The sequence below is a fragment of the Bacillus sp. SRL543 genome, from assembly GCF_984799205.1.
Genome location: NZ_OZ481794.1, coordinates 2716017 through 2738801, shown reverse-complemented (window position 1 = coordinate 2738801; position 22785 = coordinate 2716017). Strand labels below are relative to the sequence as shown.

Genomic DNA, 22785 nt, shown 5'->3' with positions numbered 1-22785 from the left:
CGCCAGTCGTTCCAAGAGGAATTGCTTAGAGAATAGAACCAGGGTAGATGCAGGCACAAAGAACGTTAGAGAACCTTACCAGGAGTAGGGATTGCATAAGTTTAAAAGTTATGGTTTAATTAATAAATCGGAATTATTACGTTTTATTTGGAGTTACATTTGGCGTTGAAGTTGCTAATAAAACTGAAAAGTTGCTAATAAATTGGAATGGTTGCTAATAAAAGGAAAAAGTTGCTAATAAATTGGAATAGTTGCTAATAAACTGAAAAACTTACTAATAAAAGAAAAAACTAGCTAATAAACACAAAAAGCTGAAGCCACTTTACATAATCACACATCAGCATGGCACTTTTTCAAGGAGGGTTATAAATATGAAAGAATGGGTCATTGTCGGAGGGGGAATCCAGGGTGTTACGCTGGCTGCTTTCTTGCTGAGAAAGAAAAAAGTATCCTTAGAAGGGCTGTCAATTATTGATCCGCATCATGATCCGCTATTTAATTGGAACCATTGCACATCTGCCATTTCGATGCCTTATTTGAGATCTCCTTCTGTGCATCATATCGATGACGGGCCTTTCAGCCTGCAGAAATTTGCAGGTGATACCGAACAAACGAAAGCATTCTACGGCAGGTATAAGAGACCTTCATTAAGATTATTCAATGAGCATTGCCAGCATGTTATCCAGGAAACAAAAATAAAAGATTCATGGGTGCAGGGCAGGGTGAGCGAAGCTTTGGAGCGGGAGGGCGGCTGGCATGTTGCCCTTCAGGATGGCCGTACATTAGATACAAAAAATCTAGCCATTGCAATCGGGATTGGAGAAGAGCCTTTCTTTCCTGAATGGGCCATTAAGATGAAAGAAGAAGGATGCCCTTCCATTTATCATATTTTTGAAAAAGGCATTCCAGATTTAAAGCATCTAAAAGGTCCTTTTACGATCCTTGGCGGAGGGATAACGGGGGCTCATTTGGCCATAAGATTAAGTACACAATATCCTGGCAAGGCAACATTGCTTAAACGTCATCCATTCAGGGTGCATGATTTTGACAGTGATCCAGGGTGGCTCGGTCCCAAAAACCAATATGGCTTCCGCAAGCTTGAATCCTGGAAGGAAAAACGCCGGCAGATTATAAAAGCAAGGAATAAGGGATCTCTTCCATTTGATCTTCTGTCAAAAATCAAGCATTTGGCTAAAGAGGAAAAGCTTCACCTTATTGATGGCCATGTTGAGCGGGCTGAATGGAGCGGAGAGGGCATTTCTATGTTCAATGAAGAAGGGGAGCTTATCCATCAGACAGGTACTGTTGTTTTGGCCACCGGCTTTCAGGCCGGTCTGCCGGGAAAAGAATGGCTTGCCCCTTTTATTGAAAAGCATACCCTGCCTTGTGCTAAGAGCGGTTATCCGATCGTTGGCCATTCGCTCCAATGGTCCCGCGGACTTTATGTTACAGGAGCACTGGCCGAGCTGGAGATAGGGCCGATTGCCCGAAATATCTCAGGGGCACGCCAGGCAGCAGAAAGAATTACAAGCAGCTTGTTATGAAATTTAAATCGTAATGAATACGTTTAACGGGAGAGATTTTAATGACTATAAAGAAAATACCTGTTACTGTCCTGAGCGGCTATCTTGGCTCGGGAAAAACAACTTTGCTCAATCACATTCTCGCAAATCGTGAGGGCCTGAAGGTGGCTGTGATTGTCAATGATATGAGCGAGGTGAATATTGATGCTGCAATGGTGAAGCAGGGCGGCTTCTCAAGGACAGATGAAAAGCTGGTTGAAATGCAGAATGGCTGCATCTGCTGCACCCTGCGCGAGGATTTAATGATAGAGGTTGAGAAGCTTGCTGCCAAAAGCGATATTGATTATATCGTGATTGAATCAACAGGGATCAGCGAGCCGGTCCCTGTTGCTCAGACCTTTTCATATGCTGACGAAGATTTAGGCATAAATTTGTCCTCCATTTGCAGGCTGGATACCATGGTGACAGTTGTGGATGCATACCGTTTTTGGGAGGACTTTTCTTCAGGAGAAAGCCTTCTGGACAGGCAGGAGGAGGCAGGGGATTCAGATGAGCGCGAAGTGGTGGACCTGCTGATCGATCAGATTGAATTTGCCAATGTGATATTGCTGAACAAAATTGATTTGACAGAAAGGAAGGCTGCTGAAGAGCTTACAGCCGTCCTCCGCAAGCTCAACCCGGGAGCGGACATCATTGAAACGATACATGGGGAAGTACCGCTGGACCGTGTGCTGAATACAAATCTTTTTGATCTAGAACAAGCTGGCCAAAATGCAGGCTGGATCAAAGAGCTAAATCATGAGCATATACCGGAAACCGAGGAATACGGAATTTCTTCTTTCGTCTATAGAAGAAGAAAGCCATTCCATCCTGACCGGTTTATGCAATGGCTTGAACAATGGCCTGCCGAGGTTGTCAGATCAAAAGGCTTTGTTTGGGTTGCAGGCAGGGAAGATACAGCCGGCCTTCTTTCTCAGGCTGGACCGTCGCTTATCCTGCAAGGGGCGGGTGCATGGATCGCATCGCTTCCCGAGGCCGAACGGGAACAAATTCTGTCAGAAGATCCCGAGCTTAAGGAAAGCTGGGATGAAATAACAGGGGACCGGCAGACAGAGCTGGTCATGATGGGCATAAAAATGGACCGCCGGGCCATTGAGGATTCGCTTGATGTTTGCCTGATTAGTGAAGAGGAAGCTGAGGCAGACTGGAAAACTTTTGAGGACCCTTTGCCTGCTTTTTAAAATCGTAAGATGCCGCACTAAAATGTTGCGGCGTTTTTTTTTGCAAAAAAGGAAGGATAAAGTTCATTGAAAAAAGAAGATTAAAAGATTAACGGCTCTTTCCCTTCATAAATATAATGAAGAAAAGGGGATGTTTTGATGAAAAAAGCATTGTTGTCAGGAATCATACTGGCGTGTCTTGCTGCGGCTGGTTCTTTTGCGGCGGATGACTGGAATTTCTTAGTCATGCTTTGCGGGGCTTTAGCTATAGCCTCCATTTTATTAAGCGGATTATTGTTTAATGTTTTCATCAGCGGAGAACAAAATCGAGCTAATTTTCACACAGAGAGCAGGAATGATAGGAACAGGCGGCAAAAAATAGGGTGGAGGATCCTGCTGTTCGGCCTCCCGAATATGATAGCAGTATTGGGTTATTATCTTATGTCCGGCGGAGGATGAATCTATGGAAGAACTTGAATATGCAATCAAACTTAGAGAGCTGGGAGAGCTGAAGAAATCAAATCTTATTCTTCAGGAGCTGGCTGACGGAAAGCCCGACGACGCGCTTATCAGCTATCATGCTGCATGGAGCTTTGATTTGCTGGGGGAAGAAAGCGAGGCAGCTCCCTATTATGAAAGAGCCATCAGCCTTGGACTTCCAGATAAGGAGCTGGAGGGGGCACTGCTCGGATTGGGGAGCACTTACCGTACATTAGGAGAATATCAGAAGGCAAGATATACGCTGGAGAAGGGGATGGAAAGATTCCCTGATAACCGTGCAATGAGAGTTTTCTATTCTATGGTATTATACAATTTAGGAAGCCATGGAGAAGCAATGGGCCTCCTGCTGGAAAGCCTTGCGGAAACATCTTCAGACGAAGGCATTCAGCAGTATAGAAACGCAATTTTCTTTTATTCGGATAAGTTGGATACAGTCTGGAAATAAGGGCCTTTAACAGGTCCTTTTTTCTTTGATAATTATTGAAACTTACTGTTCTTTTTTTCGTCAAATCTATTATAGAGGTAAGAAGGCAGTGGAAAATAGAGCTGTCTGAAAGGACAAAAGGTATACACAAGGCATCTTCAGGAAAGAAGTGAAGGGGACTTAATAGGGAAAGTAAAATGCAATATCCCTTTTCGACAGCAGCATGAGCAGTCAGAATTGAGAGGAAAGGTTTTATTATGAGAAGAATACTAGGAGCGATCGCAGGCTTTATTATTCTGGGATTACAGCTGTATATACTATTTTTATGGATGGCGGATTGGGAACAGCTGACGACTGTACCTGGATTGGTTCTGTGGGGGGCAGCCATCATGCTTGGCCTCCTGGTCTCCCTCATCTACCACCAGCTCAGGGAACCTGAAAAATTTATAATGATAAGTAAAAACATTTTATTAAGCAGTACCATCATGACCATCCTGCTGGCCGTATTGGCATTTGTCATTGAGCTGATTTCAAGCTCCATGCCTTAATAGATTGGGGGAATAGTAAGATGCCGGAGATCGGACACAGAATTCTGATCAGGAAAGATAGAGATGATATTTATCGGGTTTTAACCACTGCGGAAGGCTGGAACAGCTGGTTTACCGATGAAACTTTCCTGAATATGAAACCTGATGGCACTGGTAATATCCGCATGAAGTGGAACAGTTATGGTCCAGAAAAACTTGTGCTTGAGGATGGAGGGGAGATTCTTCATGCAGAGCCGGGCCGGCAATTCACTTTTCAATGGACTCCCGGAGATAGTACGACTACGGTTGCGTTTACACTGGAGCCTGCTGATGAAGGTACGGTTGTCAGTGTTCTCGAGACTGGGTATTCCTCCTCCCGCAAAGATTTGCAGGCCTGCTTGAATTGTGCAGCCGGCTGGGGCGAAGCACTCGTCCTCCTTAAGTTTTATTTAGAGCACGGCCTTGTCTGCAAGCATGATTTAGGCTGAATATTGGAATCATCATCCTTAATCGGGACACCCTAACGGCAGGAGGGATTTTCCATGAGATTAAGGATTTTTTTATGTATAGTGATTATCCTGGCAAGCATGCCTCTTCCCAGCCAGGCTGAAGGAAATATAAAGGCAGCCTTCATACGGGACGGGAATTTGTGGATTGCTGAGGGAGAAAAAGAAACCCGTTTGACTGAAGGGGGACAGGCATCAGATCCCAAATGGTCTTATGATGGAAAGTTCATTGCTTATCTGGCTGCAGAGGGTGAACAGCGTTATCTATATGTGTATGATTTACAGAAGAAACGGAGCTATCAGCCCTATAAAACAATCGAGACTTATCATTTCGAATGGTCCCCGGATGCCAATACAATTGCTTACACTTCCAGGGGAGTTCTTAATATCACAAAAACAAAAAACGGAATACCAATGGACTTTGAAAATGTCTCTTTGGGTGTAAGTGATTTTACTTGGACGCCGGACGGCAAGGGATTCATTGCGTCGTCACAAGCGGAACTGCTGCCCACTGGATGGGGGCCGGTAAGGCTGTTCAAAATAAATAAGGATGCCGGACTAAACCCGGAAAAAATCAAAACATTTTATACGATTAAAACTGACCCAGACAAATTGTTTGCGATTGATGCCAATCATTTCAAGTGGAGCACAGACCACAAGTGGATAAGCTTTCTGGGAGTCCCGACCGCATCATGGTCTGCAGACAGCAACACACTCATGGTATTGTCGGCAGGTGGTACCCGGTTCCAGACTATAGGCAAGATGCTGAACCAGCCTGATTGGTTTCAATGGTCCCCCTCAGAAAATAAAATGGCGTATATTTCAGGTGAAGGCAGATTTTTAGTCCAGGATAAAAGGACGTCGGTAGCAGATATTCCAATTTCAGCCGGCCAAAAGGAATATACGCCAGAAGGCTATGTAGATATTGACCTCGCATGGCTGACAGGAGACGAAGTAGTTTCAGCACGGGCAAAGGAAAATAAAGACTGGAAGGAAGGGCCGGTCCCAAAGCTGTATTCAAAGCTATACAACATCAATATCAAATCAGGCATCCAGAAGCAAATCACATTCCCTAGACCAGGCAGCATGGATACTAAGCCTCAAGTTACAGGAAAGTATATAACATGGATGCGAACAGAAAGCCGCGGAATGCAGGGAGACGTCTGGATCAAAGAGGGAGCAGGCGGCAAAGCAAAGGTCTGGCTTGAAAGAGTGGACCAAGCACCGGTTTTTTTCAAAAGCAATTAGAGATAGGCCCATTCTGCAGAGAATGGGCTATTTTATTGTTTTTTTAGCTAAAACTGAATCTTTGTTTCTCTGTAAAATTAACTATCTGATTATCACAAGTCTGCCGATTTGTTACAAAATTATGGATAAATGACAACTATCATTTACATTATGACAATAATCCTTTACTCTTAAAGTGACTAGGGAGGGGGAAATTACCATGTTAAAAAATTCCGTTAGGGAAATGAGGGCGAGATTCCGTTTCACACAGCAGGATCTTGCAGATAAGATCGGTGTTTCCCGGCAGACGATCGGGCTGATTGAAAAGGGGGATTATGCTCCGTCCATCACACTCGCCCTGAAGATATCTTCTGTATTTGGTGTCCCGGTCGAACAGATATTTCATTTAGAAGGGGAAGAATGACCATGCTAAAAGCTATTTTTCAATCTCCACTCTTTAATTGTCTGCTGATCCTGGGCCTTGGGATCATAATGATCGGCAATTATTATACTGACGATGTTCCTGGATGGATGAATATTGATCCGATGTATCTCGGCATTCCAATACTCATCCTTGTTGCTTCCATACCTGTCTATAACAAGCTGAACCCTGGCAGCAAGGTGAAGCCGCAAATCATACCGATGGAGTTACGGGAAGAAGATGAAGGCCAGCAGTGGATAACTTATAAGGCAACGAGGAAGGTGTATATCTTTTTTGCTTCCTTTATACCGGCTGCAATTGCCCTGACAGCTTTCTTGAATCATATTCCTTACTTCCCGGTCATGCTTCTTGCCGGGATGGGCATTATTCAATACTTGATTTTTTGGCTTGAGCTGAGAAGACACCGTTAAAGGGGGGACTTACATGGATAAACAGATGCTGATATCACTTTCCATACTGGCTGTATTGCTCGAGGCTTTTCTGATATTTGTTTTTATCAAATATAAACAGGGAAGGATCGATCACAATCCATTTGGAGCGATGGTGTTAAAAGAAGGAAAGATCCTGTATTATAGCATTTTCCAATGGGGAAAGAGAAAGCCTGTAAATCAGGCAGCTGTTTTTCCATTATTGAAAGGCTCCAATTATTTTTGGCTATTCCTCGCTCTTTTGCATGAACAGATTCTTGAAATGATTGTTTTCCATATATATTTGAGAAACGAGGAGCCGGCCCTTGCTTACACTATTTCAGCGGTCCATATTTACAGCATCATTTATATGATCGGCGATTATAACTGGCTCCGCAATACACCCATTACCGTCAGGAATAACAGGGTTGATATGAAAATCGGGGCGAGGAGGGAATTGTCCTTCCATATCAGCGAGATTGACAGCATACAGAAAGCATCCCTTCAGTATAACAAAAGCGGGGGGATCATTTACGAAAAGGGTGTCTTTCATGCAACCGCTTTTCCCAGGGTGCTGACCAGGACATTCGGAATGGGTGATGAGCTGAGGCATGAAATAATCTTTAAGAAGCCTGCTACAGCAAGAGGTTATTTTGGATTAAAGAAAGAAGTAAAGAAAGCCTTCGTATACATCGAGCAATCAGACGAACTTGCAGAGCTGCTGAAGCTGAAAATGGATGAGTGTTCAGATGAAGAAGCGGAGATCCAGGTCCGATCAAAAAAAGAGCAGCTAGTTAATTGGAGGGTATACTTCCTGCTTCTCGCCATCAACCTGGCTGGGGCACTGGCATTAGCTCCTTATGCAATGGCCAGGGAAGGGTTCCATAAGGATATGGGGGTGACGGAAGCAGCTTTTACGCTGATTTTTGCAGGCCAGACTGTAATTGAGGCTGGCATTCTAATCCTGCTGGCTCTGCTTATGGCGAAAACGGCAGATATTAAAATTCCTATGCTGGAATCTCTTATTATGAGGAAGGGCAATTGGAGAAAGCACGCAAAAGATACAGGGAAAGCTATTTTCTTCGGAAGTGCGACAGGTATTGTGATTTGCATCACAAGCTACTTTATATCGAAACCGCTCGGTATTGAGAACTCCAGCATAAACGAACCGGATTGGAAGCTGGGTCTTTTAGGCTCTTTCGGAGCGGGAATAACAGAAGAAACCATGTTCCGGCTGTTCTTTGTCACTCTGCTTCTCTGGTTAACAGCGAAGATCAAAAAAAAGAAGCCTGGGAAGACTGCCATTTGGATCAGCATCTTTAGCGCAGCCCTTTTATTTGGCGCACTGCATTATGGAGTTGCGGCTTCGGCGTTCGACATGACTCTTGGCCTTATTCTTGGAATGCTCCTTATAAATGGAATAGGCGGTATAGTGTTCGGTGCGATATTCGTGTATGCAGGGCTGGAATATGCAATGATCGCCCATATCTTTGCAGACATTGTCATACATGTCGCTGCCCCGCTATTTATTTGAGAGATTGATAGTCTCTGGTGCCTCACTGCTTCATTCTTTCCCGCATTGCAGGCACCTTTTGTCTTCATCATATTCTCCGTACATGCGCAGCTCTTTTTCTATCCCGCATGAGACGCACTGTTCAAAATAAATCTGCGGCAGGACCCCGCATTCAGCCAAAGGGACCCACTCATTTTCATACAGCTTCCTTGTCATGCCATAGTCTATGAAAACGAGCTGCTTCTCTTCATTTAAACCATAATTGCTGCTGTCTTTAATATCAAAAGAGTCAAATTCAGCATCAAGGATCTGCAATGCTTTTTCATAGCCGGCAGGGAGGAAGGCTCTGTCTGAATCTTTATCAATCTCGTAAGACTGATTGTTGATCAACGCAATGGGCTCATAGTATTTTTGAACAAAAACAGACTGATCAATGTAGAAAGCTTCAGCAAACAGGCTGCCCAATCCTGCTGCTTTCATAGATTGATACATTTCATTCTCCATTAGAGATTGCTTGTATCCTACAGGATGGAGATGCACTTTGATGGCATAACCCTTATGCCGGTATACCTTTCTTGTAGATCCGATTCCGATAAAATTTTCCTCGATGCAATATTTCCGCCAATTTTCCCCTATATGCACAAGCATAAAGTCCACCTCAATTTATGACTGAACAAATTTGATCTCGACAAAGGAAAAGATAAGTCGCAGCCAGGAGCAAATTTATGCTATCTGAATCTGCAATAATTTATTATTTTATACTATAAAATGGATTTTTTCACGGGGTTTTAGCAGATTATTTCCTTTTTAACAATCAAATTAGGAATATCTTTCTATTCCTGGGTATATATATTTGAGTCTATTCATTTGCTGCAAAATACTTATGGTGAAACTTTTTAGGCTGTTTATACGTATAATATATGTGAGCTTTTTGTGAACAAGCTCTTTTGCATCGGTTACCAGTTCATTTTTGCACATAATCATGGTACACTTACTCATTATGTTGTGCTTCAAATGCAATGTAAGGGCCAAAAAACGGGAAATGGGAAATGGCATCCCCTGTGCAAGATTTCGATTTTGCAATAGAAAGAGGGTTATACTTTTGAAAAAAGCAAACTATTTGAATACGAATATATTAACTAAATTTGCAGGCTTTTATGCATTGGCCGTCCTGATGCTCTGGATCAAGACATACACTGTACAGGCCCAGGAATTCAGCCTCGGGATTGAAAACGCCCTTCAGCAGTTCCTGCTTGTACTGAATCCGCTTGGATCAGCGATGCTGTTCCTGGGAATTGCCTTTTTCTTTAAAGGGAGGAAAAAATACTTTGCGCTGATTGGAATCGACCTCCTGATGTCATTCCTTCTTTATGCAAATGTCCTGTTTTACAGGTTTTTCAATGACTTCCTGACGCTGCCGACACTGACTCAGACACAAAACTTCGGCGATGTAAGCGGAAGCGTGACATCTCTGCTGAAGCCGCATGATGTCCTTTATTTTGCTGATTTGCTTATCCTGGCTGTACTGCTGGCAAGCCGGTTGGTGAAATTTGAAATGGGCAATGCCCCGCGCAGGAAAGTGGCTGCACTGATGTTTTTGTCCCTGGCCATTTCCAGCTTTAATCTGGGACTGGCTGAGTCAGACCGCCCGCAGCTGCTGACGCGCGGATTTGACCGGAACTATATTGTTAAATATCTTGGAATGTACAATTATACAATTTACGATGCTGTTCAAAGCACAAAGTCAACTGCACAGAGGGCTTTTGCCGACAGCAATGATGTAACAGAAGTCATCAATTTTACAAAATCGAATCATGCCAAGCCTAATGAAAAATATTTTGGAGCAGGGGAAGGGATGAATGTCATCTACCTGCACCTCGAATCTATCCAGAATTTCCTGATTGACTATAAGCTTCATGGTGAAGAAGTAACACCGTTCCTGAATTCTTTGACAAGTGAACAGAATACAATGTATTTCGATAATTTCTACCACCAGACAGCACAGGGGAAAACGGCCGATGCGGAGTTCATGCTTGAAAATTCCCTTTACGGACTTCCGCAGGGCTCAGCTTTTACAACAAAGGGGACGAACACGTATCAGGCTGCGCCTGCCATCCTGGGCCAGCAAGGCTATACATCCGCTGTTTTCCACGGTAACTCCGGAAGCTTCTGGAACAGGGATGAAATATACAAATCCTTTGGCTTCGATCAATTCTTTGATTCAAGCTATTATGATATGAATGCCCCTCAGGCAGAATACGGCCTGATGGATAAACCTTTCTTTGAGCAGTCGATGGACCATCTGCAATCATTGAAGCAGCCTTTCTATACAAAGTTCATTACAGTAACACATCATTATCCATATAAGATGGACCAGGCAGAAACTACGATTGCCCCTCATACAACCGGGGATAAATCAGTCGACAATTACTTCCAGACCGCCCGATATGCTGATGAGGCGCTGGAGCAGTTTTTCATGGATCTGAAGGAAGCAGGCTTATACGATAATTCCATTATTATTATGTACGGAGATCATTATGGTATTTCTGAAAACCATAATAAGGCAATGGAAGAGGTGCTTGGCCAGGAAGTCGATGACTTTGTCAGCCAGGGCCTTCAGCGGGTGCCTCTTTTCATCCGGGTGCCAGGCATGGAGGGCGGCGTCAATCATGAGTATGGCGGCCAGATCGACCTGCTGCCGACTGTTCTGCACCTGCTTGGAATTGAGAATAAAGACAACATCCAGTTTGGGACTGATCTTCTGTCAGAAGATCATGATGAAATCGTTCCTTTCCGCAATGGTGACTTTGCCAGCCCTGAGATCACTTCCACTGGCGGCAAGTACTATGATTCTAAGACAGGCGAGCTGCTTGATGAAAGCAGGCTTGAAGAGGCGGAAAAATTCAAGTTGAATGTAGAGCAGAAGCTTAAGCTGTCAGACAAAGTAGTTAATGGTGACCTGCTCCGGTTCTATACACCGGAAGGCTTTAAACCGGTCGACCGTTCGAAATATCACTATCAGCCAAGTGAAGAAATGATAAGTAAAAAAGCAGATGAAGAAAAAACAGATAGTGAAAAAATAGCTGAAGACAAAACAGATGAAGAAATCTCAAATAAAGTTGAATAGCAGGAAGGCTGTCCTATTGGGGGCAGCCTTTTTTGCGGCCATTTTAGGATATTTGGCCGATAAGGGAACTTTCATTCCTTTGAAAAATATTGTAAAGAAGGTATATGTCTGTTAAAACCTATCAAGAGGGAAAGAACGAAGGCACTGCTTGCTCGCATGCTTTAATCATCATGTTGATGTGTTTTCCTTTCATGAGCGAGTGATTAAAATGTTATAAAAAAAACCCCTGCTGAAAATGCAGAGGCTAATTCTATTCAATTGTGATTTCCTCAGTGACTTTATAGTCTTCCCCGTCCTGCTGGGTCATCCAGGCTTCCAGGGTGTACGTGCCGGTGGTAAGCTTCAGCTGGCTGAGATTGATATCGTAATTCAGCTCTTCAGCCGGCTTCAGCACTTCTTCTCCCTCCGCCTGCAGGAAAAATGCCGCACTTGAGAAGAGGAATACTTCGGTTCCATCCTTGTTTTTGACGGAATAGTCGAAGCGCTGGGAAGTAGGAAACTTCATTTCGACTTCTTTTTCTGTCTGGTTTTTTATGGTGTATACATAATTCAGTGAGCTTTCCTTTTGAAGGGTAGGTTCTACACTGCCTGCAATAATGCTGCTTCCTCCTCCGTTAGTGTTATTTTCCGTAACGTTTTCAGGTTCATTTTTTTCTATGCTCGTGCCGCACCCCGTCAATATAAGGAATAGCACCAGGATCCATTTATACATCATGATCACCTTTCTTTGCTGTCAGGATTCTTATTCCCTTTATATATACTGGCGTAAACAGGGGGGATAAAGTTACAGTCAATAGATGAAAAATGGAGCATAAGCTTTGGTGTTTCTGTAATGTTCTGATATCTTTTTCAAAAGGAGGTTTTTTTTATGAATTTCGATCATGCCCTTTTAGGGGAAAAATATTTCAGCCTTGATGCTGCCCAGGTGGATAAAAGTCCTGATGAACTGGTGATTGCCGATCCTGAAGAGTCAGGGTTTTATATTATCAGCAGGGAAAGCTATGAAGAAGGCCCGCAGCTGGCAGGCTATAAAATACTTATTTCCGAAGGGGAATAGCAGGAACGGGTTTTCCGTACATAATAATATAAAAGTATTTCTAGAAGGAGTGAAGGGAATGACAGCATACAATTCAAGGCAGGATGTGCCTGTTGAGGAAACGTGGAATCTGGAGGATATCTATAGTGATGAAAAGCTTTGGGAGCAGGATTTTGATAAAGTAGGGAAAATGGCTGAAAAGCTGAAAGAGTTTGACGGGAATATCAAGGATGCACAGGATCTTTACCAATATTTAAAGCTCAGTGAAGAGCTGTCGTATACATTTACCCATGTATATGCATACAGCATGTTCAAGGTGGATCAGGATACGAGGGATACGGCTGCCCAGTCGCTTCAGGACCGCGTGAAACAGCTTGGGGTCAAGGTTGGGGCGGCCACCTCGTTTTTCATGCCTTATCTTCTTAGCCTCGATGAGGAAACGCTAAAAGGATACATAGCAGAGGAAGACGGGCTGAAATATTTTGAAGAAGACTTGCTTGAGTCATTCCGCTACAAAGCCCATGTACTAAGCAAAGAGCAGGAAGAAATCCTGTCCCAGCTGGGGGAGGCACTATCGTCGCCAAGCAATACTTACGGTATGATCAACAATGCCGACATCAAATTCGGAATGGTGACAAATGACGATGGAGAGAAGGTCCGCCTTACACGCGGCATGTACAGCAAGCTGATTGAAGACGAAGACCGCGAAAAGCGCAAGGAGGCCTATAAAGCTTACTACAAGCCGTATGTTGAGCTGAAAAACACGATTGCGTCCACATTGTCCGCAGCGATCAAGAACAATGTGGCCACATCCAAGCTCCGCCACTATCCGTCAGCATTGGAAAAAGGGCTTTTTGGTGATAAAGTTCCAAAAGAGGTATACGATAATCTGATTCAATCAGCAAAGGATAATATCGCACCGATGCATGAGTACAATAAACTTAGAAAAGAAAAGCTCAAGCTTGATGAATTGCATCAGTATGACCTGAGTGTTCCGCTCGTGAGCGGGGTCAAGCAGGAAATCCCTTACGAAGAAGCATATGAGATCATGCTGAAGGCACTGGCACCGCTGGGTGAGGACTATGTACAGACATTGAAGGATTTTAAAAATGCCCGCTATCTGGATGTCCGCGAAACGCCGGGGAAAAGATCTGGCGCTTATAATATGGGTGTATATGGAGTCCATCCTTATATCCTCCTGAACCACCAGGATGATTTGAACAGTCTGTTCACACTGGCGCATGAGTGCGGCCACGGGGTGCACAGCAAGCTGAGCAGCCAGCATCAGCCGCAGATTTCAGCGCGCTACAGCATTTTCGTTGCTGAAGTGGCATCTACGGTTAATGAAGTGCTCCTGATCAACTACCTGCTCGATAACGAGAAGGACGTGAATGTGCGCAAGCATTTACTCAACCACTTTATTGATAAGTTCAAGGGAACCTTCTTTACACAGGTCATGTTTGCCGAGTTCGAGAAAATCACCCATGAATATGCAGAGCAGGGCAAGCCGCTCAACGTCGAGGTCTTCAACGGAATTTATGAGAAGCTCTTCCGTGAGTATAATGGTGATGAGCTGGTCTTGGATGAAGAGGTGAAATACGGCTGGTCAAGGATCCCGCATTTTTACCGCCCGTTCTATGTATACAAATATGCGACAGGGTTCGCTTCAGCTATCCACCTTGCAACCAAAATTCTCGAAGGTGACAAGGAGACGCTTGAGTCGTATATCGAGTTCCTGAAGAGCGGCAGCAGCGATTACCCGCTTGAACTTCTGAAGAAAACCGGCGTTGACCTCACTTCTCCTGAGCCGATTGAAAATTCTATGAGGAAATTCAGCGAGCTTGTGGAGGAATTGGAGAAGGCGCTATAGATGGTGTGAGCTGATTGAAGCTTGATTATGCTGCACAAAAGGAAGTTTTGCAGGTCATCGTGTTCTAGAGTTGTTCCTGACCGGCTGCAAAATGTGAAGCCAGGTACTTTCGGATTTTACTAAATAATCCTCCTCAGTAGTCATAACAAATAGAGATAATGGGAAAAATACCTCCATCAATAAAGTGGGGGTATTTTTTTGGAGAATAATCATCATATTCGTTTAACTTCTTCCGAGATTGCTGGATTATGGACAAATTATGTATCAGATAGTATGTTCAAGTGTGTTTATCAATACTTTCTCTCCTGTGTAGAAGACAGCGAGGCAAAGACAGTTTTGAGCCATGCCCTTGACTTAGCCGAGCAGCATGTCAATGTGATAGCGGGTATTTTCAGGGAAGAAGGCCATGCAGTACCTGAAGGCTTTACTGACCAGGATGTCCAAATAAATGCGCCAAGGCTGTTTTCTGATGATTTTTTTCTCTTTTATACAGAGCAAATGGCTAAAGGGGCAATGGTGACTTATGGAGCCATTCTGCCTCTTACGTACCGGAACGATGTCCGGGAACACTTTATGTCCTGTATTTCGTCTGCGATGGAATTGTTGAATGAGACAAAAAAGGTCCTTCTTTCTAAAGGCCTTGAAGTACGGTCGCCTTATATTCCTCCTCTTACAAAAGCAGAAATGGTGAAGGAGGAGCAATTTCTTGCAGGCTGGCTCGGCAAACAAAGGCCTTTGACAGCCGTTGAAATAACCCACCTTTTTTCTAATGTCCAAACAAATTATTTCGGCGGATCCCTTGTTTCAGCGTTTGCGCAAACCGTAAAAGATGAGGAAGCGAGAAAATATTTAGTCCGCGGGAAAGAAATTGCTAAAAAACATACCAAGATATTCAGCCGTTATTTGCAGGAAAATGATTTGCCGGCGCCGGTCACATGGGATGCTGAAATAACGGACAGTCAGGCAGCCCCCTTTTCAGATAAATTGATGATGTTCCAGGTGGGCTTGATGGCAGCTTCAGGGTTGGGCAATTACGGAACCGCCCTTTCTGCGAGCCCAAGGAGGGACATTGCGGGTGACTATGCCCGTCTTCTGGGAGAGGTAGGACTATATGCAGAGGATGGAGCCCAGCTCCTCATCAAGAAGCAATGGATGGAACAGATGCCTTTAGCTGCTGATCGGAACGAATTGATGAAATAACTTTTTTGAAGAGCCGCATTTGCGGCTCTTTTGGTGCTTGCCAAAATTCAAATAGCATTACCGTAAAGTTACTTAAGAATGAGTGAATCGGTGACAGGCTGAAATATAAGCGGAGAAATTCCCCCTAATTTCAAAAAAACCCTAAAAACAGCTCAAATAGACGGAGAAATTCCGACTATCGACTCAAAAAACAGCAAAATGGGCAGCTTCGCTCCTCTTAACCGGAATTTGTCCGCTTATTTATTCCCGCCTCTGCCATATTCAGCAGCCTAACCGGAAAATCTCCGCTTATTTTTAGGCTTGCTTTTCACTCAAAACATTTTTACAAACCATTCTTTCATTATCCTGCCATGTTAGCTGAATATGCCTCTCTTTAAAAAATACCATAAAATGTAAAGTATTCTTTGTTATAATTAATAGCAACAATCTTTACGAATTAGAAAGATCAGGAGGTTCAGGGTATGAAAATAATTGAAGGTTTTAATGAATTTAAAATAGCAGCAAAAATGGCAGAAAGCACTGGAAATTATAGAGCATGGGAAGCCTATTATAATAAATTCACAGCTGTATTTAATCCATTGTTCAGCAGCGTGTATAAATTAAATAAGGATGACTTACAAGGTATCATCCAACAATTAGATTTTAAAGAATTGCTCGCTCAATCCGTGATAGGGAAATCTCAATTTCCCCTGAATAGGGTGGAGATGCTTTTAAAAAAATGCAGCACCTATTTTGGCTTTTACGAAGATTTCACTGTTTACATGCTGACTGGCCTGGGGTTCAGCGACGGTGCAGCTCCCCCTTCAAGGGACCCAATCATTTTTCTTGGACTAGAGCTCCTTGAAGGAAGAGAACCGGAAATCCTCCTGCCTCATGAGTTCAGTCATATGGCTCGCTTTTACACACTAAGAGGAAAGGAGGATTTTAATAATATGACTGTAAAGCAGCTGTTAGTTGCTGAAGGGCTGGCTGTGTGGGCTTCACTTGAATTATCCGGCAGGGGTTATGATGAATCCCGGATTGCAGGTGCTTTGATGATGAATTTAAGCCATTATCAATATCTATATATAAATTCTTCAGAGATAGAGGCGGAAATATTTAAAGACATGAATCGTCCTCTTAATAACCGAATGATTGAGAAATACTTCATAGGTACAGAGGCTCAGGGGAGGAGCGGCTATTTTGCCGGGGCACGAATAATAAAATGCCTGATGGATGCAGGAATTTGCCTTAAGGACTTAACTTTAATGGAAACAGGCAGCATCATGGAAGCCTGCATTTCTGCCAGAAAGAAACCTTCCCTTTTAAAGGAATGAGGGCCAAAACAGCGAATACTATGTATAAAGAGTAAATGGGAGATGACAATATGGATGGCAAAGAACCAATGAATGATGCAGTTGATCATATGAAAAAGATTGAGGGACTGCCTGATGCGGATGCTGTGCGAAGCCTTCCGAAGCCAATTAGGATCCTGAAGTTTGTCATTATTGGCTTTTTCCTTGTTTCGATTGCTGCCGTCCTCATATTTTCCTTTTTTAATTGAGAAATAAGCAGCTGAGAGAGGGTAGAGAGAAAGAAATGAAATTGATTGAAGAGGGTATGACTTTAATAAGATTGAATGAAGAAGATATATCAGGACTGATAAGACTTTCAGCCTCTGTCGGCTGGGATTATGAAAGGGAAGAAATCTTGACGTTGCTCAATTCCGGAACCGTCTTTGGCCATATAACGCCGGATGGAGAGCTTGTTTCCTGTTCAGCACTTATCCCGTATAACACCAGCCTGGCATGGCTTGGAATGGTCATTGTTGATCCTCGCGCAAGAGGGAAGGGCCTTGCAAAAGAGGCTGTCCAAAGCTGTTTGGATGCAGCGGATGAAGGAAAATCTGTTTTGCTTGTCAGTACAGAAGAAGGACGGCCGCTTTATCTTAGACTGGGCTTTACTGAAGTGGATAATATCAAGAAGTATCTTTGCCGGGATTACAAACCTGCTCTCACTGTTAAGAAAGGGAGAGTATCGGAGATAAAGAGGTTCAGCCCTGAGTATTTTGAAAATGTAGCAGAATTCGATAAAGCAGCATTCGGGGATGGAAGAACGGTTTTCCTGAAGAATAGGATTGCACAGTCAAAAGAATGCCTGATTGCTCTAAATGGAGAAGGAAAGCTTGCGGGCTATGGTCTTGCCATCCAGGGGCCAGTCAATCTGATTATTGGCCCCATTGCTGCTGAAGATACCGATACAGCCATCCTGCTGTTTGACCAGCTTGCGGCCGGCCATCATAGCCAGCTGCGGATTGATGTGCCTTCAGGGCAGACTGTCTTTCACTCATATTTGGAATCCAGCGGGTTCACTTTGGCAGCATCACCTCCGATTATGATTTTAAACGATGATACAATGCCTCCAAGAAACGGCATGCTTTACGCCCTGGCAGCCCAGGCATTTGGCTAAGTGTCACATTGAGGTAACTGCTGAAACAGGAAAGTGCGAAGAAAGAAGCTGATCAGGCTTCCTTATACCTTGAAGAAAATGGGGCAGGACACCATCATGCGGGATGTAGAGCCGGATACATACTTCTAGGATCAAAAGGAAAAAGTTGTAAAAGATACCGTTCAGCCGGGGTCTATCATTCCCATCCTTCCTATTTATGTTCAGTCTGGAGGAGAGCTTGAAACGATTGAAGGAATTTTGTCATCATTAACAGAAGAAGGCTGCTCGTTTGTACCAGTCAATGAACTTCAAATGCTGGGAAGAAGGTGAAAAAGGTGGAGAGCATATTTGGCTCTCCACCTTTATTATGATTTATTTTTTCCGATTAACCGGATTGATTTTTGTCCGCTGTGGGGATGTGAGGATGAAGAGAAAAGCTGGCTTAAATAAAGCCCCTCGAGCTCCGTGCAAGTCATTTCCCCAAGTTCTGTTTTGTTCTGGAATTGTGCAATGGCCATCAGTTTATCGAGAATTAAACTTCTTCGGGATTCTTCCTTTGTCATGATCAAAATGCTCATCCCCCTCAATTATTTTCTAAGGCTTAAGCAATAAGTGATATAAGATATTATGTACAACTATAATCCCTACATATCCGATTTGTCAAGTTGGGATTGAATTCTTGTGCCGAAAAGAAGGATTCTGTCTTCTCTCCATGGAAGAGAAAAGAATTGGAAGGGGAGAGAAGAATGGATTTGTGCATAGCATCGAATGAGACAGAAAGGCTTATCATACGGCCATTTGTGCTGTCTGATTATGAAAACTGGTTCTCTGCTTTTGCAGGCAGAAATCCTTCATTATATAAGTATGATGAAGGAAGACCCGAGAATATGGAAAAAAACACAAAAGAGTGGTTTGAGAAGTGGATTGAACGATCTGAAATTGCAGCAAGGAAGGATCAGATGACAAATCTCGGGATCTTCCGGAAAAAAGATGGCCTCAATATCGGCAAAGTTGAGCTGTTTACCATCCTCAGAATGGACTATCAGTGGGGAATGATGGGCTACTCTCTTCATAATCAGTTCTGGAAAAAAGGCTACGGAACAGAAGCCGTTTCAGCAGCAGCTGAAGTATTCCATGAGAAACTGGGCTTTCATCGTCTTGAACTTCATATAAACACCGATAACCACCCATCCGTCACCCTGGCCGAAAGAAGCGGATTTCACTTAGAAGGCACCAGGAAGAAGTTTGCTTATGAATATGGTGAATGGAAGGACTTTCTCATTTTTGTGAGATATCAATGAGCTTGTGTCAGGCACCGCCAAAAGACAAAGCGGGTCAAAGTGTCCATTTGAGGTGCCTGGCACGTTATTTTTTTCTGTTGAGATAGATGGCCATAGAAATGTAAATGGTAATAGCCAGGATCAGAAAGACTGGTGTGGGTATTGGGTTAGGTTCCATGAAAGCACCCCGATTACTTTAAAACTTTTAAGCCTGGATGGAAGATGCAAAGCAGAATGATGATTATCGGCAAGGAGACAACTAGTGCAAGGTTTGGCTTTTTACTGTGAAGCCTGACCATTGTGAAAAGAATGATATTAAATAGGCCGGAACAAAGGATATTCCACCCGTTGTCATAGATAAAAAGACCTTTTTTATAAAATATATATTCTAGTACGGTGAAATAAGCAATCCATATGGATATATAAGTGAACCGCTTTTTGCCTTTAGGATAAAACCTGAGGTAAATCATAAGAACAACCGGCAAGATAAAAAAAGTGAAGGTTAATTCAATCAGTGTGTGGTTGAGCCATCCAACTGTCACTGCATGGTAACTCCATAGAGGATGCTGATAAAAAAGAAAATTGTAAAGAAGATTGCAGATAACGAAATATTGGATGGTCGGATAAAATTCGTTCCAGCGCTTCCAGTCGACAAGATAGACCGCAAATAAAATATAGACAATAATAACCAATAACAGATACATATCTTTAGCCTCTCCAAAATGATAGTAAACAGTATATCCACAAATGAAAATACTCAATCAGCAAAGCAGAAAAGACTATATTATCAGTACTAAGCATGATTTTTGCAATTGTGTGCCGAATCCAATTGAAAGCGGGCAGTTGCACCATTCGAATTTTATAGAGGAGATTTATGAAAACCAAAAAAGAGGAGGATAGTTTGATGTCATATCATATAAGAGTCAAAGCAGGGGCTGTGATTATTAAAGATGATGCAATCCTGCTGATTGAATTCAACGATGAAAATGGTCTCCATTATAATCTTCCGTCCGGCGGAGCCGAACCCGGTGAAACAGTCAGGGAAGCTGCCAGAAGGGAAGCTAAGGAGGAGGCAGACGTGGATGTAGAAGTAGGGGCGCTCGCATTTGCGTATGAATATGCTCCTCATAACTCGGACGGCCGGTTTGGAGGAACACATTCACTTTGTCTGATGTTTGAATGCAGCTTAAAAGATGGGTCACAAGCAAAATTGCCGGATAATCCTGATCAGCACCAAACAGGTGTAAGGTGGGTAAAGCTATCCGAACTTCATGAAATCATCCTCTATCCAAATATAAAGGAACATATAATAGAATACGCGCTAAATAAAAGGAATTTGGAGCTTATTGAGGAACATCAGCTCGGGGAGCATATACCAGATCCTGCCGGGAAGTAAAGTGCAGAAGAAACAGTAGTTTTGTTGGGCCACTTGGCTGCTTTCTGAATATCAGGACCTTTGAAAAAAGGAAGACTGCAGGCTGAATTGAAACATTTTTCTTTTTCATCCGTATATTAAGCAGATGATAAACGCAGCGGGGTGTTTTGCATGATTAATAATAAGAGAATGTTTACAGTGGCTCTCGTTCTTCTTGGTGCCGTCATGGTTTTGAATTTCCCTTTTCCGCATAAGTATCCGCTGGGCGAGGGCTTAATCACCGTATTCAATATACCGGTCACTTTGGAGAGCGGATTTCATTTGCCAGGAATTATTATCCTTATATTGCTTATGGGGAGTTTTTATCTGCTGGCCAAGTCATTGGACATGTTTAAGGGACGGGCCATTTTCGCTGCTATTCTCGCTGTTTCCCTGATTCCTCCATTCTTGGCGGATATGTATCAAAAAACAGCAGCAAGCGGGATATACGCTGTAAAGTATGAAAAAGAACTGAGCTCTTGCTCAATTGAAGCGGGGGAACGGAAACACGTACATGCAACCTGTACAGTTCCCTTAAAGAACTATAGCAGCCGCGGAACTGAATTCAGTCTTTCTTTTAGGGAATATCCTGACACTGAAGTACGATTTGCATCCCTAATGAATGAGGCAGGCCCTTTTAGCATACAGCTTAATCCAAACGAAGACCGTTTCATTGAACTTGAAGCTGATATAGACGTGTCAGGAATGGATCATTATGTGGATAGCGGAGAAGGAAGCTATATTAATATTGTGATTGAGGCTGAGGGGAAGGAAAGGCGGCTTTGAAGTCATTGTATTGCTTGTGATAATAACTGAATAAAACTAAGGGGTGCGATGCAAATTCCTTTGCAGCATCCCTCTAATTTATCCGCGGCAAACCGGAGAGCATCCAGCGTCTCATTCTGGTGTCAAACAGGACATCAAGCAGGAAAAATAGTAATGAAAGATGATGGCTGAAGTCCTTAGCAGTAAATCATCTTGCACTAAAAGCAGAACTGCAAAAGTAAAGCCAGCATAAATGCTTGCTGAAAATACAAGCTGGAGTGCTATCCTCTTTTTAAAAAGAGCGGCAGCCGCAGAAGCGAGCATGGAAACGGGGAGACCGTAAAATAACGGCAAGCGAAAACATTATTGTGAGAAACAGCCCGAGCAGAGTATCCAGCAGAGGTATCGGACCTGTAAGAATAAAGCTTATTACATACGAAGATATGGAATAGATAAAGGAAACTGCAATGGCTATTAGAAATTTTTGATATAACATTATGTACCTTCTGACTATTAGATTCGAATGACATTATATACTATTTTTCCTGAGAATTCCTCAGCCAAAATCATCCACTTCTGGGGAGATGTTGAGCATGTTTTTTAAAATTATATTGATTCTGTTTTCTTTGTCCGTATCTTTCTATAAAATATATTTAGCTTTCACCGCTGATCAAGGCTGGCCGGCTTTTCTGATTAGGATGACAGCAGGCATTATTATAATGCTGCTGGCTTTGCTGATCTATAAAGAGCGGAATATGACCAGGAAGCAGCGTCTTGTCAGATGGAAGAATAAAGATGAACCTCGCGGTATGGGCGTATTTATGCTGAAATGGGCGTTTGGCTGGGGGATAATTGCAGGGTTTATTGTTTTTTCTGACATGGCTGCTTTTACTGTAAACGAAGATTTAGCGGGAGAGTGCTTTGTTTATATGGCTGCCAATATGGCTGCTGGATTATTTGCCGGCATACTTGCCTGGCGGGTGAATCAGAATGAAATCAAAAAGTCAGATTATATGGATGAGGGCTGCTTCTAACAGGAAGCGGCCTTTTTTATCGAAAAAAGGCCGGAAAGATAGCAATTACTAATCTATATCAAGATCAGATTTTTACAGCTGTCTGGAAATAATATCATTCCCTATGGGTCATATTAACAGTGTAAGAAGTTTTGACAAGGGGGCACATCATGATGCATCAATCAGAGACCCGGTTGGAAAAGCTGCTTGGGCAAAACAGTTCAGCAAGGCATAAAAATGAAAATGAGGACTTGTCTTTAGACCATTATTTCAGGCAGCCAATTGTACATAAGCAAATCAATGGGGAAAAGGTGTATGTTCCATTGAATCTGGACAGGATTTGGAACCAGCCAAGCTAGTGGC

At 43.1% G+C, this 22785-nt stretch carries 26 protein-coding genes; 22 read left to right on the top strand and 4 right to left on the bottom strand.

Annotation, left to right across the window (positions count from 1 at the left end):
- Positions 1-371 precede the first annotated feature (371 nt).
- From AC4E8B_RS13950 to AC4E8B_RS13905, 10 genes are all read left to right on the top strand, one after another.
- Positions 372-1544 carry an FAD/NAD(P)-binding protein gene (locus AC4E8B_RS13950; protein ID WP_490213983.1) on the top strand — a complete coding sequence of 391 codons (1173 nt, stop codon included), beginning with the start codon at positions 372-374 and terminating at the stop codon, positions 1542-1544.
- 41 nt (positions 1545-1585) lie between these two features.
- Entirely contained in the window at positions 1586-2764 is a 1179-nt protein-coding gene (locus AC4E8B_RS13945) for a GTP-binding protein (protein ID WP_490213982.1), read from the top strand.
- A 138-nt stretch (positions 2765-2902) separates the two neighbouring features.
- On the top strand, positions 2903-3202 hold the full coding sequence (locus tag AC4E8B_RS13940) for a DUF5316 domain-containing protein (protein ID WP_490213981.1): 300 nt from the start codon (positions 2903-2905) through the stop codon (positions 3200-3202).
- A gap of 4 nt (positions 3203-3206) precedes the next feature.
- Positions 3207-3689: a tetratricopeptide repeat protein gene (locus AC4E8B_RS13935; protein ID WP_490213980.1), complete on the top strand. Its 483-nt coding sequence runs from the start codon at positions 3207-3209 to the stop codon at positions 3687-3689.
- Between the two features lie 236 nt (positions 3690-3925).
- Entirely contained in the window at positions 3926-4216 is a 291-nt protein-coding gene (locus AC4E8B_RS13930) for a hypothetical protein (protein ID WP_490213979.1), read from the top strand.
- Between the two features lie 20 nt (positions 4217-4236).
- Complete coding sequence (locus tag AC4E8B_RS13925; protein ID WP_490213978.1) at positions 4237-4683, top strand: SRPBCC family protein; 447 nt, start codon at positions 4237-4239, stop codon at positions 4681-4683.
- A gap of 54 nt (positions 4684-4737) precedes the next feature.
- On the top strand, positions 4738-5949 hold the full coding sequence (locus AC4E8B_RS13920) for a translocation protein TolB (RefSeq protein ID WP_490213977.1): 1212 nt from the start codon (positions 4738-4740) through the stop codon (positions 5947-5949).
- 199 nt (positions 5950-6148) lie between these two features.
- Entirely contained in the window at positions 6149-6352 is a 204-nt protein-coding gene (locus tag AC4E8B_RS13915) for a helix-turn-helix transcriptional regulator (protein ID WP_101548104.1), read from the top strand.
- Positions 6349-6780 (top strand): hypothetical protein, encoded by a 432-nt coding sequence (locus AC4E8B_RS13910; RefSeq protein ID WP_490213976.1) that lies wholly within the window; start codon positions 6349-6351, stop codon positions 6778-6780. Before AC4E8B_RS13915 ends, AC4E8B_RS13910 begins: the two co-directional genes overlap by 4 nt.
- A gap of 13 nt (positions 6781-6793) precedes the next feature.
- Positions 6794-8311, top strand: coding sequence for a CPBP family intramembrane glutamic endopeptidase (locus AC4E8B_RS13905; RefSeq protein WP_490213975.1), 1518 nt, complete (start codon positions 6794-6796; stop codon positions 8309-8311).
- Between the two features lie 30 nt (positions 8312-8341).
- Here the strand turns inward: AC4E8B_RS13905 and AC4E8B_RS13900 are convergent, their stop codons facing one another.
- Positions 8342-8938, bottom strand: coding sequence for a protein kinase (locus AC4E8B_RS13900; protein WP_490213974.1), 597 nt, complete (start codon positions 8936-8938; stop codon positions 8342-8344).
- 454 nt (positions 8939-9392) lie between these two features.
- On the opposite strand from AC4E8B_RS13900, the gene ltaS reads away from it, so the two are divergent.
- Entirely contained in the window at positions 9393-11417 is a 2025-nt protein-coding gene (gene ltaS / locus AC4E8B_RS13895) for a lipoteichoic acid synthase (RefSeq protein WP_490213973.1), read from the top strand.
- 250 nt (positions 11418-11667) lie between these two features.
- Here ltaS and AC4E8B_RS13890 read toward each other — a convergent pair whose 3' ends face one another.
- Positions 11668-12132, bottom strand: a complete 465-nt coding sequence (locus tag AC4E8B_RS13890) for a BsuPI-related putative proteinase inhibitor (RefSeq protein ID WP_490213972.1) — start codon at positions 12130-12132, stop codon at positions 11668-11670.
- A 153-nt stretch (positions 12133-12285) separates the two neighbouring features.
- Here AC4E8B_RS13890 and AC4E8B_RS13885 point away from each other — a divergent pair, with 153 nt between their 5' ends.
- The 6 genes from AC4E8B_RS13885 (at position 12286) to AC4E8B_RS13860 (ending at position 17971) form a co-directional block, all read left to right on the top strand.
- Complete coding sequence (locus AC4E8B_RS13885) at positions 12286-12474, top strand: hypothetical protein (protein ID WP_009793387.1); 189 nt, start codon at positions 12286-12288, stop codon at positions 12472-12474.
- A 58-nt stretch (positions 12475-12532) separates the two neighbouring features.
- Positions 12533-14323 carry an oligoendopeptidase F gene (gene pepF, locus AC4E8B_RS13880; RefSeq protein ID WP_490213971.1) on the top strand — a complete coding sequence of 597 codons (1791 nt, stop codon included), beginning with the start codon at positions 12533-12535 and terminating at the stop codon, positions 14321-14323.
- A 198-nt stretch (positions 14324-14521) separates the two neighbouring features.
- Positions 14522-15523: a DUF3231 family protein gene (locus AC4E8B_RS13875; RefSeq protein WP_490213970.1), complete on the top strand. Its 1002-nt coding sequence runs from the start codon at positions 14522-14524 to the stop codon at positions 15521-15523.
- 461 nt (positions 15524-15984) lie between these two features.
- Positions 15985-16839, top strand: coding sequence for a DUF2268 domain-containing putative Zn-dependent protease (locus AC4E8B_RS13870; RefSeq protein ID WP_490213969.1), 855 nt, complete (start codon positions 15985-15987; stop codon positions 16837-16839).
- 35 nt (positions 16840-16874) lie between these two features.
- Complete coding sequence (locus AC4E8B_RS13865) at positions 16875-17066, top strand: amino acid transporter (RefSeq protein WP_490213968.1); 192 nt, start codon at positions 16875-16877, stop codon at positions 17064-17066.
- A gap of 56 nt (positions 17067-17122) precedes the next feature.
- A complete protein-coding gene (locus AC4E8B_RS13860) occupies positions 17123-17971 on the top strand; it encodes a GNAT family N-acetyltransferase (protein WP_490213967.1) in 849 nt (282 codons plus the stop codon).
- A gap of 344 nt (positions 17972-18315) precedes the next feature.
- Here the strand turns inward: AC4E8B_RS13860 and AC4E8B_RS13855 are convergent, their stop codons facing one another.
- Positions 18316-18519, bottom strand: a complete 204-nt coding sequence (locus AC4E8B_RS13855) for a hypothetical protein (RefSeq protein ID WP_490213966.1) — start codon at positions 18517-18519, stop codon at positions 18316-18318.
- 177 nt (positions 18520-18696) lie between these two features.
- Between AC4E8B_RS13855 and AC4E8B_RS13850 the strand changes: the two genes are divergently transcribed.
- Positions 18697-19251, top strand: a complete 555-nt coding sequence (locus AC4E8B_RS13850; protein WP_490213965.1) for a GNAT family N-acetyltransferase — start codon at positions 18697-18699, stop codon at positions 19249-19251.
- A gap of 170 nt (positions 19252-19421) precedes the next feature.
- Here AC4E8B_RS13850 and AC4E8B_RS13845 read toward each other — a convergent pair whose 3' ends face one another.
- A complete protein-coding gene (locus tag AC4E8B_RS13845) occupies positions 19422-19934 on the bottom strand; it encodes a CBO0543 family protein (protein ID WP_490213964.1) in 513 nt (170 codons plus the stop codon).
- 200 nt (positions 19935-20134) lie between these two features.
- On the opposite strand from AC4E8B_RS13845, the gene AC4E8B_RS13840 reads away from it, so the two are divergent.
- The 4 genes from AC4E8B_RS13840 to AC4E8B_RS13825 all read left to right on the top strand — a co-directional run bounded on the left by AC4E8B_RS13840 (position 20135) and on the right by AC4E8B_RS13825 (position 22781).
- Positions 20135-20626: an NUDIX domain-containing protein gene (locus AC4E8B_RS13840; protein WP_490213963.1), complete on the top strand. Its 492-nt coding sequence runs from the start codon at positions 20135-20137 to the stop codon at positions 20624-20626.
- A gap of 150 nt (positions 20627-20776) precedes the next feature.
- On the top strand, positions 20777-21430 hold the full coding sequence (locus tag AC4E8B_RS13835; RefSeq protein ID WP_490213962.1) for a hypothetical protein: 654 nt from the start codon (positions 20777-20779) through the stop codon (positions 21428-21430).
- A 572-nt stretch (positions 21431-22002) separates the two neighbouring features.
- Complete coding sequence (locus AC4E8B_RS13830) at positions 22003-22443, top strand: hypothetical protein (protein ID WP_490213961.1); 441 nt, start codon at positions 22003-22005, stop codon at positions 22441-22443.
- A 149-nt stretch (positions 22444-22592) separates the two neighbouring features.
- A complete protein-coding gene (locus AC4E8B_RS13825; protein ID WP_490213960.1) occupies positions 22593-22781 on the top strand; it encodes a hypothetical protein in 189 nt (62 codons plus the stop codon).
- Positions 22782-22785: the final 4 nt, after the last annotated feature.